This is a genomic window from Bacillus sp. V26 (assembly GCF_034296245.1).
Taxonomy (GTDB): domain Bacteria; phylum Bacillota; class Bacilli; order Bacillales; family Bacillaceae; genus Bacillus; species Bacillus halotolerans.
This window is the reverse complement of record NZ_JAXKQF010000001.1, coordinates 174,971-190,550: the sequence shown is the minus strand read 5'-3', so window position 1 is coordinate 190,550 and position 15,580 is coordinate 174,971. Positions and strand designations below refer to the sequence as shown.

The 15,580-nt window shown below is 44.6% G+C and carries 13 protein-coding genes and 1 pseudogene; 2 read left to right on the top strand and 12 right to left on the bottom strand.

All coding sequences use genetic code 11. The features are described from left to right. Positions 1-19: 19 nt before the first annotated feature. From dnaB to UJ203_RS01000, 5 genes are all read right to left on the bottom strand, one after another. Complete coding sequence (dnaB, locus tag UJ203_RS01020; protein WP_322008423.1) at positions 20-1,441, bottom strand: replication initiation membrane attachment protein DnaB; 1,422 nt, start codon at positions 1,439-1,441, stop codon at positions 20-22. A gap of 113 nt (positions 1,442-1,554) precedes the next feature. After that, the gene (gene nrdR, locus UJ203_RS01015) at positions 1,555-2,013 is read right to left on the bottom strand and encodes a transcriptional regulator NrdR (protein ID WP_010335260.1); all 459 of its coding nucleotides are present in this window, start codon (positions 2,011-2,013) and stop codon (positions 1,555-1,557) included. A gap of 273 nt (positions 2,014-2,286) precedes the next feature. Further along, positions 2,287-2,667 carry an adenosylmethionine decarboxylase gene (speD, locus tag UJ203_RS01010; RefSeq protein ID WP_003223584.1) on the bottom strand — a complete coding sequence of 127 codons (381 nt, stop codon included), beginning with the start codon at positions 2,665-2,667 and terminating at the stop codon, positions 2,287-2,289. Between the two features lie 237 nt (positions 2,668-2,904). After that, the gene (locus tag UJ203_RS01005; RefSeq protein ID WP_059293437.1) at positions 2,905-3,927 is read right to left on the bottom strand and encodes a glyceraldehyde-3-phosphate dehydrogenase; all 1,023 of its coding nucleotides are present in this window, start codon (positions 3,925-3,927) and stop codon (positions 2,905-2,907) included. A 206-nt stretch (positions 3,928-4,133) separates the two neighbouring features. Continuing rightward, positions 4,134-4,514 carry a winged helix-turn-helix transcriptional regulator gene (locus UJ203_RS01000; RefSeq protein WP_024122445.1) on the bottom strand — a complete coding sequence of 127 codons (381 nt, stop codon included), beginning with the start codon at positions 4,512-4,514 and terminating at the stop codon, positions 4,134-4,136. 183 nt (positions 4,515-4,697) lie between these two features. Between UJ203_RS01000 and UJ203_RS00995 the strand changes: the two genes are divergently transcribed. Together UJ203_RS00995 and UJ203_RS00990 are read left to right on the top strand one after the other, a co-directional pair. Next, the gene (locus UJ203_RS00995; RefSeq protein ID WP_322008422.1) at positions 4,698-5,888 is read left to right on the top strand and encodes an MFS transporter; all 1,191 of its coding nucleotides are present in this window, start codon (positions 4,698-4,700) and stop codon (positions 5,886-5,888) included. 24 nt (positions 5,889-5,912) lie between these two features. After that, on the top strand, positions 5,913-6,755 hold the full coding sequence (locus tag UJ203_RS00990; protein ID WP_322008421.1) for an aldo/keto reductase: 843 nt from the start codon (positions 5,913-5,915) through the stop codon (positions 6,753-6,755). 35 nt (positions 6,756-6,790) lie between these two features. Here the strand turns inward: UJ203_RS00990 and coaE are convergent, their stop codons facing one another. The 7 genes and pseudogenes from coaE to mdh all read right to left on the bottom strand — a co-directional run bounded on the left by coaE (position 6,791) and on the right by mdh (position 15,551). After that, positions 6,791-7,384, bottom strand: a complete 594-nt coding sequence (gene coaE / locus UJ203_RS00985) for a dephospho-CoA kinase (protein ID WP_095714231.1) — start codon at positions 7,382-7,384, stop codon at positions 6,791-6,793. Between the two features lie 15 nt (positions 7,385-7,399). Next, a pseudogene (gene ytaF / locus UJ203_RS00980) lies at positions 7,400-8,050 on the bottom strand (sporulation membrane protein YtaF); the annotation flags it as partial. A gap of 153 nt (positions 8,051-8,203) precedes the next feature. Continuing rightward, positions 8,204-9,031: a DNA-formamidopyrimidine glycosylase gene (gene mutM / locus UJ203_RS00975; RefSeq protein WP_322008420.1), complete on the bottom strand. Its 828-nt coding sequence runs from the start codon at positions 9,029-9,031 to the stop codon at positions 8,204-8,206. 24 nt (positions 9,032-9,055) lie between these two features. Then, the gene (gene polA, locus UJ203_RS00970) at positions 9,056-11,698 is read right to left on the bottom strand and encodes a DNA polymerase I (RefSeq protein ID WP_322008419.1); all 2,643 of its coding nucleotides are present in this window, start codon (positions 11,696-11,698) and stop codon (positions 9,056-9,058) included. 243 nt (positions 11,699-11,941) lie between these two features. Next, positions 11,942-13,681 (bottom strand): two-component system histidine kinase PnpS, encoded by a 1,740-nt coding sequence (gene pnpS / locus UJ203_RS00965; protein WP_305934578.1) that lies wholly within the window; start codon positions 13,679-13,681, stop codon positions 11,942-11,944. Beyond that, on the bottom strand, positions 13,674-14,396 hold the full coding sequence (gene phoP / locus UJ203_RS00960) for a two-component system response regulator PhoP (protein ID WP_010335269.1): 723 nt from the start codon (positions 14,394-14,396) through the stop codon (positions 13,674-13,676). The genes pnpS and phoP overlap by 8 nt, the downstream gene beginning before the upstream one ends. 216 nt (positions 14,397-14,612) lie before the next feature. Then, a complete protein-coding gene (gene mdh / locus UJ203_RS00955; RefSeq protein ID WP_322008418.1) occupies positions 14,613-15,551 on the bottom strand; it encodes a malate dehydrogenase in 939 nt (312 codons plus the stop codon). Positions 15,552-15,580: the final 29 nt, after the last annotated feature.

Genomic DNA, 15,580 nt, shown 5'->3' with positions numbered 1-15,580 from the left:
TCACCCCGCATCTCTGCTCTTAATAGGCAGAGTATTTTTTCAGTTTTTTCATTTCTTCCATCATCTTTTTCTTCTGTTCTTCCAAGTCCTGTTCATGCAGCATGTGCTGTCCGGTTTCAGAATCGGAAGCCGTTTTCTTTTCTTTCATCCAGTCAGGAAGTTTTTCCTCGCGAATCACTTTTTGATTTCGTTTAGAAGATTGGCTCGTTTTCCCTTCAGCCCATTCGAGATACTGGCGGTTTTCTTCTATGGCAAGCTTCATCGCTTCTCTGACCGTTTTGACTTTTTTGCGCGCCCAATGGGAGGCAATTTTTTGTATATAATTTTTCGACAGCTTCATGTCGGTTTTCAGCATGACGTAATAAATCAATACATTTGTGACGCCTGGCTCCAGCTTCTGTTCAAACATAATTTCTTCTATAATTTTTAGATCTGCTTTTGACGGTTCGGTTCCGTCCGCGATATCCTGAAGAAGCTTTTTCGGTGAGATGACCTCCAGCAATGCGATCAGCTCACTATCCAGCGAATCCTCTTCTGCCGGTTTTCCGCCTTCGCGCAGATGTACCGGCTGTGTTTTCTCCACTAAGTCTGGCAGCTGTCCGTTCCTCTCAATTTGGTACCAGTCGCTTGCTGCTTTTCTTAAAGCTTCGGTGGTAATCACTTCATGCTCATCGATCGCGCTCATGACGACGTTTTGCATCTGCAAAGGATCAATGCCGTACAAATAAGAAAGCTTTTTAATCGTTTCCCGCACCTGCTGTGTCATTGCTTTTCTTGGAATCATCGTCTCCGAAAGCCCCGCTAAAAACAAATCAAAATCGAACACATCCTCTGTAACGGTATAGGACGGAGCCTGTCCGACAGTTGTATACTCCCTTCCCGTCGCAAGTCTCACCGTTTCCTCCATATCGGATGTGAGCTTCCATTCACTCGGCTGCAGTGATTCAAACGCATGATTAAACGGCCTTGTAATTTCTTTGGCGTCTTCTGAAATCGCCGGATGCGTAAAAAATTGTTTTAACTGCTGATATTTTGTTTTTCCGACTCTGTTATACAGAAAAACGTTCAGCATGCCGTCTTCGAAAAATTCATTCGGCCGCAGCGGCGGCAGCAGTTCATATATAAAGAGGCGCTCCTGCCGCTCGGATTCTTTCATATATACTTTTACCAATCCGATGCCCTCGAGCTTCCCCTGTTCCTGATGGATCGTTTTCAAATTGGACTGGGTCATTCCCATCAGCTGTCTATGTGTGGATTCTCCGCCCCACAGACGGTTTTGTTCAAGTTCTCCCCACAATGTCATATAAAGAGAGAATGCAACAGGGCCGATTAAGGGCTGGTACAGTTGTGTAATAATTTGTCTGTCAATATCCTGCAGCATTGATTTGCTCTTCACCACATAAGGGTCTACAGGCAGTACATCTTTCCAATAGTCAGCCATACATTCTCAAACCTTCCGATTATGTTTCTACCTCTCATTTTACACCGTTTCGAATATCTATCAAATGCCAATTTTGCACATGAGAAAAGAGCTAGAAGAATCCTTTTAGCTCTTTAACGCTCTTTCTTTATTAAATCTTTTAATTCATCGATAAAGACATTAATATCTTTAAACTGCCTATAGACGGACGCGAACCGCACGTATGCGACTTCATCAACCTTAGCCAGGCGGTCCATGACCATTTCTCCGACGAACTCGCTTTTCACTTCGGAACAGCCTTGATTGCGCAGTTCTTTTTCAATGTCAAAACACATATCTTCCAGCGTTTTGAGTGAAACAGGCCTTTTTTCACACGCTTTAATAAGGCCGCGCAGCATTTTTTCCCTGCTGAATTCCTCTCGCACGCCTTCTTTTTTTACAACGATGAGCGGGGTTTCCTCCACTTTCTCAAAGGTAGTAAAGCGGTAATGGCAGGCTTCGCATTCCCGTCTTCTGCGAATGGATTTTCCGTCATCCACAGGCCGTGAATCGAGGACTCGCGTTCCGTTATGCTGGCATGAAGGACATTTCAATAAAATCAGCTCCCAACTATTTCGTTCCCTGCAATGTATATTCGGCAGCCTCCGGCTATAAAGTGATGTGACAGGCATCTGTCGGGAGAGCCGTTGTTTAGGCTGTATCTAACAGCATCAGGCGGTTTATGACATATCTCTTTCTTATTTTACAAAAAAAACGGAAAAAGAAAAAGCTAGCCGCCCCTGTTTGTTCATAAAAATAAAAGGAGCATAAGCTAAAAAGCGCGTAACGGCTTTCTAGCTCCAGCTCCCTTTGTGTTCGTGTTTACTTTATAGGACTTTCGCTTGCGCCTGTTTAATCTGCACAGGCCCCATTCCTCTTGGTATTTCAATGTTTTCTCTTGTATCAGCATGTAATGCCTCTGCAATGTAGTCAGCAGCGACATTAGGATCTAAGTCTCCACAAGTATAAACATCAATGCTTGCATATCCGTGCTCAGGAAAACTGTGAATCGTTAAATGTGATTCAGAAATAATAACGACTCCGCTTACGCCCTGCGGTGCAAATTTGTGAAATGCAACCTCGCGCACCTCAGCTCCTGATTTTAAAGCAGCATTTACAAACGTTTTTTCAATAAAATCCATGTCATTCAGCTTATCAAAATCGCATCCCCATAGCTCGGAGATAACGTGACGCCCCATTGTTTCCATAGTCATGGACCCCCCTTAACAAGAATTAAAAAGTGAAGTTCCAACAACTGGGTCGGCTATTTACCACGGGGGAAAGTTAGTCCGGAGAGGTCCTAACCCTTTAAGTAATCCCGAAACAGTCTCAAGCAAGAAGTTCACGAAAAATAGTATACTGTGTTTAAGTCTAATTTGCAAGAAGCGTTTTTTCAGAAATATGCTGTTAAGGGTTTTTTCTTAAATTGTGTCCATGACCTTATTCTATACAGCAGATGGATGTTTCATTCGTGCCGCCACATGGCGGATGAGATCAACTACTCTGCATGAGTAGCCCCATTCATTGTCATACCATGCGAGAACCTTTACTTTCCTGTCTTCCATCACCATTGTCGTAAGCCCGTCAATAACCGCCGAATGCGGATTCGTATTATAATCTGTCGACACGAGCGGTTCATCCGAATAATCAAGCACTCCGTACATTGACGTTTTGGCAGCCTGTTTGAATGCTTCGTTTACCTCTTCTGCCGTTACATCCGTTTTCAAGTCGACAACAAGATCAACTAATGAGACGTTCGGTACAGGCACACGCAATGCGAGACCGTGAAGCTTTCCTTTCAGGTGAGGCAGAACAAGCGAAAGCGCCTTTGCCGCTCCTGTTGTCGTCGGAATGATGGATTCACCGCATGCCCGGGCGCGGCGCAAATCTTTGTGCGGATTATCAATATTTTTTTGATCGTTCGTATAAGCGTGCACTGTCGTCATTAGACCGCTCTCAATGCCAAATTCATCATCAAGCACTTTCACAACCGGTGCAAGGCAATTTGTCGTGCATGACGCGTTTGAAATAATGACGTGGCGTTCAGCATCAAATTGGTCTTCATTAACACCCATCACAATGGTAACGTCTTCATTTTTCCCCGGAGCGGTCAGAATGACTTTTTTCGCGCCCGCTTCAATATGTCCCATCGCTTTTTCTTTTGAATTAAACTTCCCTGTTGCTTCAACGACAATGTCAATATCATATTCCCGCCAAGGCAGCTGTTGCGGATCACGGCTATTTAACAAGAGTACTTTTTTTCCATTCACAATCAGACTGTCTTCTCCAGCCTCAACCTCTTTGTCGTACCGTCCGTGATTTGTGTCATACTTTATTAAATGAGCCAGCGTTTCAGCCGAATAGCTGGCGTTAATAGCCACTACTTGAATTTGATCGTCTAACATTGCTTTTCTAAAGACCATTCTTCCGATTCTTCCAAACCCGTTTATCGCTACTTTTACCTTCACGTTGGTCACCCCTCATCAATTATGTCATTCTAAATTGTTGTCATCTGAAATTAGTATAACACATTAAAAAGAATTCGCCAGTACATATTGATAAAAATCAACGATTATAACGCTAATTTATGATGTATCATACGTTTTCTTGCACACAATATGAGGATAAAGAATCAAAAAAGCAGCCAGCGCTACGCACTGCCTGCTTTATTTTCTTATGATTCCTGTTTCAATTTATCATTGAGCACACTTTCTTCTAATACAGAGAAAGTATCGCCGTATACCTTGTTGATATGATTCGCTCCCCAATCGCAGAGCATATCTAAAATGCCTTCTAAGCTGCGGCCGTATTCACTCAGTTCGTATTCCACTTTCGGAGGAACCTGATTGTACACGATACGGTTAATGACACCGTCAGCTTCCAGCTCACGCAGCTGCTGGGTCAGCATTTTTTGAGTGATATTCGGCATTAAACGCTTTAACTCACTTGTTCGTTTTTTTCCGTGTGTCAGGTGGCATAAAATCACGCATTTCCATTTCCCGCCTATTACTTCAAGAGTCGCTTCAACTGAAATGTTATATTTTTTCTTCTCCATGAGGTTCACTCTCCTTACAGGCACCAAAAAGTGACTATAGCACTTAAAAGTACGTACTTTTCTTTTTTGATGATATCTTTCATAATCACATTTGCCGGCTGAATTGAATCTGCTCTTTTATTTATATAGCTTGTTCGGCAGAATTTCAATCATACAACACATAACAGAAAAGGAGGAACTTGAATGACTTCAGCCAATAAAAGCAGCATTCCTGCACTTCTGGCTCTCGCCATTAGTGCATTCGCGATAGGGACAACCGAATTTATCAGCGTCGGCCTTTTGCCGTTAATATCTGATGATTTACACATTCCTGTAACAACAGCGGGATTGACCGTTTCGCTATACGCACTGGGTGTTACGTTCGGCGCGCCTATTTTAACGTCATTGACCTCAAGCATGTCACGAAAGACGCTATTGCTTTGGATCATGATCATTTTTATCGCCGGGAATACGATGGCCGCGTCGGCCTCAAGCATCGGGATTCTTTTAGCAGCACGTGTGATATCCGCTTTTTCACACGGTGTGTTTATGTCGATCGGCTCGACGATCGCAGCTGATCTTGTCCCTGAAAATAAAAGGGCGAGTGCGATTTCCATTATGTTTACAGGACTCACCGTCGCAACAGTAACCGGAGTTCCTTTCGGCACGTTGATCGGCCAGCAGCTCGGCTGGCGGTTTGCCTTTATGGTTATTATCGCCGTCGGCATTATCGCTGGCATTGCAAATGGCATTCTTGTCCCTTCCAATTTACGAAAAGGGACGAAAACAACGATGCGGGACCAATTGAAGCTTGTGACAAACGGCCGTTTACTGCTTTTATTTGTCATAACAGCTTTAGGATACGGAGGAACATTTGTTGTGTTCACTTACCTATCTCCCCTGCTTCAGGAAGTGACGGGCTTTAAGGCCGGCACTGTAGCCATTATCCTGCTCGTATACGGAATTGCCATTGCCATCGGCAATATGATTGGCGGGAAACTGTCCAATCGAAATCCGATCGCCGCGCTGTTTTATATGTTTATCGTACAGGCGCTCGTCCTGTTTACGTTAACATTTACGGCTCCTTATAAAATTGCTGGCCTCATTACGATTCTCTTTATGGGCTTGCTGGCCTTTATGAATGTGCCCGGCCTGCAAGTATATGTCGTCATGCTGGCTGAACGTTTTGTACCGAGCGCAGTAGATGTAGCATCCGCGATTAATATTGCAGCATTTAACGCAGGAATTGCCCTAGGATCTTTTTTGGGAGGCGTGATTACCGATTCCATCGGACTGATTCATACCGCGTGGATTGGAGCTTTAATGGTAGCAGGAGCCGTCATCTTAACAGGCTGGAGCCGTCTTCTGGAAAAACAGGATCGGCAGGCAGCCTAACATTTCAATAAGGAGGAAACAAACATGACAACACATTTACAAGCAGCAGCAACACTTCATAACGGGGTGAAAATGCCGTGGTTCGGCCTCGGTGTATTCCAAGTGGAAGAAGGATCGGAACTCGTCAATGCGGTGAAAACCGCCATTGTTCACGGTTACCGCAGTATTGATACTGCCGCTATCTACGGAAATGAAGCGGGAGTCGGGGAAGGCTTGCGGCACGGAATTGAAGAAGCCGGCATCTCCAGAGAGGATCTATTTGTCACATCAAAAGTGTGGAATGCGGATTTAGGGTATGAGGAAACATTGGCGGCATTTGAAACAAGCCTGTCAAAACTCGGTTTGGAATATTTAGATCTATACCTCATTCACTGGCCTGTGGAAGGCAAATATAAAGAAGCTTGGAGAGCACTTGAAACATTGTATAAAGAAGGCCGTGTCAAAGCGATCGGTGTGAGCAATTTCCAAATCCACCACCTGGAGGATCTGCTGAAGGGTGCTGAAATGAAGCCTATGATCAACCAAGTGGAATTCCACCCGCGCCTCACGCAAAAAGAGCTGATGGCTTATTGCGAGAAGCAAGGCATTCAAATGGAAGCATGGTCACCTTTAATGCAGGGACAATTGCTTGATCATCCCGAACTGACAGACATTGCAACATCATATAACAAGTCCGTCGCGCAAATCATTTTACGCTGGGATTTACAGCACGGCGTCATCACCATTCCTAAATCAACAAAGGAACATCGAATTAAAGCGAACGCGAACATATTTGATTTTGAATTATCACAGGATGACATGAACCGAATTGATGCGTTAAATGAAAATCTGCGCGTCGGTCCTGATCCGGACAATTTTGATTTTTAATCACAAAAACACCGTTCATAATGAACGGTGTTTTGTTATGCCCAGCAGCTGAGAATTTCCTCAAGCTGCTGTTTTGTCTCTTCGAGTGTGCCGCTATTGTCTATTACGTTATCCGCTCTTGACACTTTTTCCTCTAATGGAATTTGGGAGCGGATCCGGCTAAGCGCTTCTTCCTCCGTTAATTGGTTGCGCTTGGTCAGGCGTTCAAGCTGAAGCTCTTTTGTCACACTGACCACAATAATTTTATCCACTAAAGACTCCAATTTGCTTTCGAACAAAAGCGGGATATCTAATACTACAAATGTCTCCTGATTTGCAATGGACTCATCACGCCGCTTGAGCATTTCCTCTCTGACCGCAGGATGAACAATTGAATTCAAAGCAAGACGCTTCTGTTCATTTGTAAAGACCAGCGCCCCAAGCTTTCTTCTGTCTATATCACCATTTTCGAGCAGAATGTCTTCACCAAATTCGTCAATGATCTGCCGGTAGGCCGGCATCCCTTTTTCTACCGCTTGTTTTGCAATGATATCCGCATCTATGACAGTGATTCCTTTATCTATCAGCATATTGGCAACCGTACTTTTGCCGCTTGCTATTCCTCCCGTTAAACCAATGACTAAGGTCAAGAGATCCACTCCTTTTTACAATTTCCAGAGCCCGATCGTGATCAGCAGAAGCCCCGGCAAAAACGCCATTTTATCGATCCATCTCCATTTAGACAGAATATGGCCGGCATTGATGCCGACTGACACAAACAGCGAACTCATAATCGCGACGATTATGCTCATTGCAATGGGAGAAAAACCGAGAATGGCAGCTCCCATACCTGCCCCGAAGGCATCAATCGACAGGGCGAATCCCAATAACACCGCTTCAATTCCATTAATCACACCAGATTTGTCGATATCCGCACTCATCGGTTTTCTCAAAATATGGATCACAATGCCCAATGACCGAACCTCTAAATTAAGCAGCGTTTTTTCATGCAATAAGTAGTCTTTGTCTTTTGCCGGCCTGAAAACTTGATATAAAACCCACACGCCGATTCCAACCAATATTAACCCGCCGAGCTTCTCAGTCACATATACGGGGAAAAACTTGGTGAGAAAGCTTCCGATCAGCATGGATATAAACATAACAGTGCCGGAACAGAAGGCAATGACAATAATGGCTTTTAGCGGTATCTTCATTTTTCGCAATCCATACGTAAATCCGACTGAAAAACTGTCCAAGCTGACAGCTAACGCCAGCAGCAGTATAGAAACCATTTGCATATCCGTTTCTTCCTTTCTGTTGGTGCTCTTGTATCAGATGTTTAATGCCCGGAGATTCATCACAATCATGTATATGGAAAAGTGAAAAATCCGTGTTTCCGAAAAACGGCACTTCCTCTATTACAGAGTTACTGATATATGCACCGACAGCTTGGACGATGAAGCATTCCTCTATTTTTTCTGGCACTTGGCGCAAAAATGTGTGCCTCTGCCTCCGACGACAATTTTGGTAATCATGGTGCCGCAATTTTTGCAGGGCTCATCTTTTTTCCCGTACACAAAATGCTGCAGCTGAAACATTCCGATTTCTCCTTGGGAATTGATATACGACCGGACAGTGCTTCCACCGGCATCAATCGCTTCCTGAAGGGTATTTTTAATTTCAGCATGAAGTTTTTTGATTTTTTTATCTGATAGCTGGTTTGCTTTTGTCTCGGGATGGACGCCCGCTCTGAACAGAGCCTCGTCCACATAAATGTTCCCGAGTCCGACGACCGTTTTCTGATCCAGAAGAGCGGTTTTGACAGCTCGGTTTGTTTTCTCCAGCCGTTCTTTCAAATACGCACTCGTAAATTCTTCTGCATCCGGTTCGGGCCCGAGCTGAGAAAGCGGCAGCTCCCCTGCTTCCTCTCCCGGTTTAAATAAATGCATGGTTCCGAATTTCCGAACGTCCCTGTAACGCAGCTGGGTTCCGTCCGTCATCGTAAATATGACATGCACGTGTTTATCGTCCGGCTCCTCCTCTTGGTGAAGCCCGTACTTCCCTTCCATACGAAGGTGGGAGACCATGACGTAATGATCTAAGTAAAACAGCAAAAACTTTCCCCGTCTCCCGATGGACTGGATGGTTTCTCCTGCTAAGTTTCGCGCAAATTCCTCCGGTTCGGCAGGCCGTTTGATGATATTCGGCCATCTGATCTCTACCGATTTGATTGTTTTTCCTCTTACAAGCCCGGTCAGAGTGCGCCGGACGGTTTCAACCTCTGGTAATTCCGGCACATCCATCACTTCCTTTATCTCTGTTTATTTCGCATCGTACCAGGATGGGCCTGAAGCAAAGTCCACCTTTAACGGCACATCTAATGCAAGCGCATGCTCCATCACTTCTGGAACAAGCTTTTCAAGTATTTCAATTTCTTCCTTCGGCGCTTCAAAAATCAATTCATCGTGCACTTGAAGCAGCAATCTTGTCTTCAGCTGCTTTTCTTTCAGCTTGGCTGCCATATCAATCATGGCTTTTTTAATAATATCCGCGGCACTTCCTTGAATCGGCGTATTCATTGCCGTCCGCTCCGCAAAGCTGCGGATATTAAAGTTTCGGCTCGTCAGTTCAGGGATGTAGCGGCGGCGATGCAGCAGCGTGGTTACGTAGCCTTTTTGCTTCGCGTCCTGCACCGAGTCCTCCATATACGCTTTGACGCCCTGGAAGCTTTCCAAATATCGGTCGATGAATGCCCCAGCTTCTTTCCTCGTAATGCCGAGATTCTGTGATAGACCGTAATCACTGATGCCGTATACAATCCCGAAGTTGACCGCTTTCGCCTGGCGTCTCATCGCCGATGTCACTTCATCCTCAGCGACATGGAACACATCCATTGCTGTTTTTGTATGAATATCCATGTCGTTTGTAAAGGCTTCGATCAAATTTTCATCCTTTGAAATGTGGGCAAGCACCCGCAGCTCGATTTGCGAGTAATCAGCCGCAAAAATGAGCCAGTCTTTTTCAGACGGAACAAAGGCCTGGCGGATCTTGCGCCCTTCCTCAAGCCTGATCGGTATGTTTTGCAGGTTCGGATCGGTCGAGCTGAGGCGCCCTGTTTGCGTTAAGGCTTGGTTAAAGCGCGTATGCACCTTGTGTGTATCTTTTCTTGTCACCTTTAAAAGCCCTTCGATGTATGTCGATTGCAGCTTGCCGATTTGTCTGTACTGCAAAATATAGTCAACAATATCATGTTTGTCAGCCAGCTTTTCAAGCACATCAGCAGACGTTGAATAGCCTGTTTTCGTTTTCTTCACAACTGGCAGGCCGATCTTTTCAAACAGGATGACGCCGAGCTGTTTAGGAGAATTGATATTAAACGGCTCTCCTGCAATATCATGAATTTTTTCTTCATATTCCTTCAGCTTGGCGCTCAGTTCTTCTCCCATTCGTTTTAAGCGGTCAACATCAACCTTAACGCCTGTTGATTCCATTTCTCCGAGAATAAGCGACAGCGGCATTTCCAGCTCCTCAAACAATTCAAGCTGATCGTTGTTCTCCAGCTCCTGAACGAGCTTTTCCCGGAGGCTTTGAATAGCTAAAGCCTTTCTGACGAGATGCTCAGACAGTTCGCCCTCTGCCGGCACTGCGCGTTTTGCTCCCTTGCCGTAAACTGATTCATCGCTTGAAGCGATGTGCAAGCCGTAATCCTTAGCCACACTGGCAACGTCGTCATACGAATTGCCCGGATTTATGATATAAGCGGCAAGAAGCGTATCAAACTCCGCACCTTTCAGCTCAATGCCCTGCCAGCGCAAAGCCACGACAGCCCGCTTGCTGTCAAAGACCCATTTTTTCTGATCGTCATTTTCCACCCATTCTTTAAACACATCAGACTCGACAGCAGCGTCTTTTGGAATAAAGTAGGCTCCCGTTTCGTTCACTATCGAAAAACCGAGAATCGGCACTTCATGATAATTATCGCCAATCTGTTCAACGACAAATGCAGATGGAGAAACCAATATATCGCTAGTCACGTCGGTGACTGTTTTGACATCAATTTCTTCTAACGACTGATCCTGCTCCGCCTCTACACCGTCTTCCCCGAGCCGTTCAAGAAGCGTATTGAACCCAAGGTCCTTAAAGATGGCAATGACCTGTTCACGATTAAAGCCTTGATATTCCAGACCCGAAACGGATACCTCAATCGGCGCATCGGTCATAATCGTCGCCAATTCCTTGCTCATCAAGGCCTGATCCTTAAATTCTTCCAGCTTTTCCTTGAGTTTTTTTCCGCTTACCTCATCAATTGATTCGAGCAGCTTTTCAACAGAATGGAATTGCTTTAACAGCTTAATCGCGGTTTTTTCCCCGACACCAGGCACACCCGGGATGTTGTCAGAAGAATCCCCCATTAAACCCTTCATATCAATAATTTGGTCAGGCGTGAGTCCGTATTTCTCCTGGACGTGCTCTGGTGTGTAAAACTCAACATCGGTAATTCCTTTTCTCGTAATGGCAACCGTCGTCTGGTCTGTTGCCAGCTGTGTTAAATCCTTATCGCCCGAGAAAACCTTTACCTCAAAGCCGTCTTTTTCAGCCGATTTGGCGAGTGTGCCGATAATGTCGTCAGCTTCGTATTGTTCCAGTTCGTAACGGCTGATTTGATAGGCATCAAGCAGTTCGCGGATAAACGGCATTTGTTCTGAAAGCTCAGGCGGGGTTTTCTGTCTTCCGCCTTTATACTCTTTAAATGTGCCGTGACGAAACGTCGTTTTCCCGGCATCAAACGCAACCAGCATATGCGTCGGCTTTTCATCCTCAAGCATTTTCATCAAAATCATCGCAAAACCGTAAACCGCATTTGTATGAATTCCTTTATCATTGCTTAACAGCGGCAATGCGAAAAACGCCCGGTAAGCCAGACTGTTTCCGTCTACAAGCACTAATTTTTTTCGTTCCGTCATTCAATATCCTCCTAAGAAGCAGCAGCTTCCATTCATCTCATAATAATAGTCTTTAGCTTCTCTTATTTTAACAAAGTTCAATTTGAAAGGAAAATACGCGAACCGATGAGAACACACAAAAAAGGACGGGAACACAAAAAGGTTCCCGCCGTCAAAATTGGCTCCTTGGATGAAGGGGTTCTACTACATCCTACCAGCATAGGTTTAACAGTGCATAAAGATATTGTTAAAGCTTTGTAAACATTAAACAGGCTTTTCAGCAGCCCGCTTCAGCGTCACTGTAAACATAGTGCCTCTGCCCGGCTCGCTTGTCACATCGATTTTGCCTTCATGAGCCTCTATTAAATGCTTTACAATCGCAAGACCGAGACCGGTCCCGCCTGAGTTTCTGCTTCTGTCTTTATCAACGCGGTAAAACCGTTCAAAGATGCGGGGAATTTCTTCTTTCTGGATGCCAATCCCGGTATCGGAAACTTCGATTTGAATTTCTGTTTCTCCCGGTTTGACATTGATAGCTACCGAACCCTTCTCCGGTGTATAGGTTAATGCATTGTTTACGAGATTTAAAAACACCTGTTTCAGCCGGTACGGGTCGCCCGCTACATAGAGAGGGTCTTTCGGAACGTTCAGCTGTAAAGAGATACCTCTCTCCGTCGCTTTATGCTTAAGTAGCGTTTCAATATCAGCCAGCATTTTCGCTGCATCGAACGTTTCGATGCTGAGCGTAAAGTTTTGCTGCTCAATCTTAGAAAGATCAAGCAAATCCTGCACCAATGACTGAAGCCTTTTGCTTTCCTTTAAAATAATCGAGAGAAATTCTGAAAGCGCCTCTTTGTCCTCCATTGCCCCGTCTAATAGTGTTTCCGTAAACCCTTTGATCGATGTAATCGGCGTTTTCAGCTCGTGGGAAACATTGGCCACAAAATCTTTTCTCATCTGCTCTAATTTTTTCGTTTCCGTCATGTCATGAAAAACGAGCACGATCCCTTTCCATTCATCATCCGGCCCCATAATAGGAACGCCGTCCACTTCAAAATAACGCCTTTCAATTTTGATCGGAAGCCTTAATAGCTTGCATTTCTTCGTCTCAGTCATAAAAATCTCTTCGACAAGCTGGATCACTTCTTCATGTTCAAATGCATCATGATAAAGACGGCGCAGCATCTGATTCGGATTGACATGAAACTGCTTCGCGTAAGACCTGTTGACGAGATTGATAAAACCTCTTCCATCAATCATAATCAGCCCGGAGCCGATGTTTTCAATGACAGTCAGCAGGCGGTCGCGCTGCATTTCCTGCGTCCTCGTCATTTCCATCAGATCAACGGCAAGGCTGTTCATGGCCCGGCCAAGCTTGTCAGAACGCCTGATATAACCGCCGTATGTACGGGCATCGTAATTCCCCTTGGACAGCTCTGTTGCCATGTTTGTGGCTGCTTCAATAGATCTTTTGTAGCGAGAGGTCATATTAGAATAAAAGAAAACAATAATAATAAAAGCGGTACAAAGACTGGCTGTCAGCATGCCCCACATCTCGCCATTCAGACCCGAGCTTTCTTCACGGGAAGTAAGCAGCACATACCCCGTTTTTTCGCCTTTGCTCCTAAGCGAAAGCCCATAATAAAGCATGTTCTCCTCTTTCGCGAGAACTCCCTCATGACCGGAGACAAGCGCCTGAATCTGTGAAGAATCCTCCGCGCTGCCGTCAGACCCGTACAGCACCTTTCCTTCTGTATCGATCACGGACGCTTCTACATCAAGCGCACTGCCTGCATCTTTAATGACTTTCTCATTTGCCTGGTCATTCAGATTGCCGGCATCAAGCAGCGAAGCCATGTATTTGGCTTCCTTTTCAATGTGTTCCTCCGATTTTTTTTGATCAGAAGATTCAAAGAGCTGCTGTAAAAACAGCCCGAGTACACTAAACACCACAATCATACAGACAACGAGCACAGAAAAAAGGCGCACACGATATTTAATCATTCATTTTTGGCTCCTCCAATTTATACCCCAATCCCCTAATGGTTTTAATATAGATCGGTTTTTTTGTATTCGTTTCAATTTTGTCTCGAAGATGACTGATATGCACATCAACAATTCTCGTATCTCCGGCAAAATCGTAGTTCCAGACAGCACTTAAAAGCAAATCTCTCGTCAGCACTCTGCCTTTATGTCTGCCTAAATACAAAAGCAGCTCAAATTCTTTCGGTGTCAGCTCAAGCTGATTTTCTTTAAAATAAGCTTCATAATGATCGGGCAGAATCTTCAAATCGCCGATAACAATTTGTCCTTCTGTTTCCTCGTTTTTCATATCATTAGAGGGCGCAGCCATTTCAGAACGCCTTAAAATAGCTTTTACTCTTGCATTGACTTCTCGAGGGCTGAACGGCTTGGTCATATAATCATCAGCACCAAGCTCAAGCCCTAATACTTTGTCAAATTCTTCATCCTTCGCTGTCAGCATCAAAATAGGAAACATGAGTTTTTGCTGTCTCAGCTGCTTGCATACTTCAATTCCATCCAGCTTTGGAAGCATCACATCAAGCACAATTAAATCAGGATTTTCTGTTTCCGCCCTTTTGAGTGCTTCTTCTCCATCCGAAGCAGTAATAACCTCATAGCCTGATCGCTCCAAATTGTACTGCAAAAGTGTAACGATAGATTCTTCATCATCCACAACTAAAATTTTCTTGTTCATGCTGTGCCTCCAGTATCTTAATTCCCCGACATCCTATTTCTCTATTTTATGTCATCTTACCATGTTTCATGATTTTATTTTAACGAAAGCCGGACATTCCGACAATTCGCCTTTTACATCATTTTAACAAGAGGCAGCTGAGGAATAGGAGGAAGCGCTTTCATTTTGTAATAAAAAGAGAAAGGCTTCGATTAAACCAGCCTTTCTCTTTTTATTTTAGGATAATACTTTCATCACATTTTTGACAGATTCAACTGATTTATTCAGCTGTTCTTTCTCGTATTCTGTCAATTCAAGCTCAATGATTTGTTCAAGCCCGTTTCCGCCGACAATTGTAGGAACACCAAGGTAGATGCCTTCATAGCCGTATTCTCCTTCAAGATAAGCAATTGTAGGAAGGACGCGGCGCTGATCTTTTAAGATTGCTTCGATCATTTCTGTCAGTGAAGCCGCAGGCGCATAATACGCGCTTCCGTTTCCTAAGAGATTCACGATCTCGCCGCCGCCTTTTCTTGTGCGCTCCACAATTGCGTCAATCCGGTCTTTTGGAATGAGGGTTTCAAGCGGGATACCGCCAGCATAAGAATAACGTACAAGCGGCACCATATCGTCACCGTGTCCGCCGAGAACAAAACCAGTCACATCTTTCACTGACAAGTTTAATTCCTCCGCCACAAACGTTCTGAATCTTGCCGTATCAAGCACACCTGATTGGCCGATCACGCGCTCTTTCGGGAAGCCAGACTCTTTGTATACTGCGTATGTCATTGCATCAACAGGGTTTGTCAAAACCACAATGATAGAGTCAGGAGAATATTTCACGATTTCTTGTGTGACGCTTCTCATAATTTTTTCGTTTGTAGAGACTAGATCATCCCTGCTCATACCAGGTTTTCTTGCAATACCGGCTGTAATGACAACAATGTCAGAACCCGCCGTATCCTCATAATTAGATGTACCCGTAATTTTCGCGTCAAAGCCTTGAACCGGGCTGGCTTCCAGCATATCAAGGGCTTTTCCTTTCGTCGGGTTCTCCAATTGAGGGATATCAACGAGAACAACGTCCGCCAGCTCTTTTTGAGCGGTTAAGAAAGCTGTTGTCGCTCCGGTAAAACCTGCTCCGATAACAGAAACTTTTTTACGAGTATTTCCCATGTCTCTCTTCTCCTTTATGGCTAATTTTA

Coding starts and splice junctions, on each gene's coding strand:
- dnaB (WP_322008423.1), bottom strand. CDS start 1,441: ATGGCTGACTATTGGAAAGATGTACTGCCTGTAGACCCTTATGTGGTG.
- speD (WP_003223584.1), bottom strand. CDS start 2,667: ATGGAAACAATGGGGCGTCACGTTATCTCCGAGCTATGGGGATGCGAT.
- UJ203_RS01000 (WP_024122445.1), bottom strand. CDS start 4,514: ATGGAGAAGAAAAAATATAACATTTCAGTTGAAGCGACTCTTGAAGTA.
- UJ203_RS00995 (WP_322008422.1), top strand. CDS start 4,698: ATGACTTCAGCCAATAAAAGCAGCATTCCTGCACTTCTGGCTCTCGCC.
- UJ203_RS00990 (WP_322008421.1), top strand. CDS start 5,913: ATGACAACACATTTACAAGCAGCAGCAACACTTCATAACGGGGTGAAA.
- polA (WP_322008419.1), bottom strand. CDS start 11,698: ATGACGGAACGAAAAAAATTAGTGCTTGTAGACGGAAACAGTCTGGCT.
- pnpS (WP_305934578.1), bottom strand. CDS start 13,681: ATGATTAAATATCGTGTGCGCCTTTTTTCTGTGCTCGTTGTCTGTATG.
- phoP (WP_010335269.1), bottom strand. CDS start 14,396: ATGAACAAGAAAATTTTAGTTGTGGATGATGAAGAATCTATCGTTACA.
- mdh (WP_322008418.1), bottom strand. CDS start 15,551: ATGGGAAATACTCGTAAAAAAGTTTCTGTTATCGGAGCAGGTTTTACC.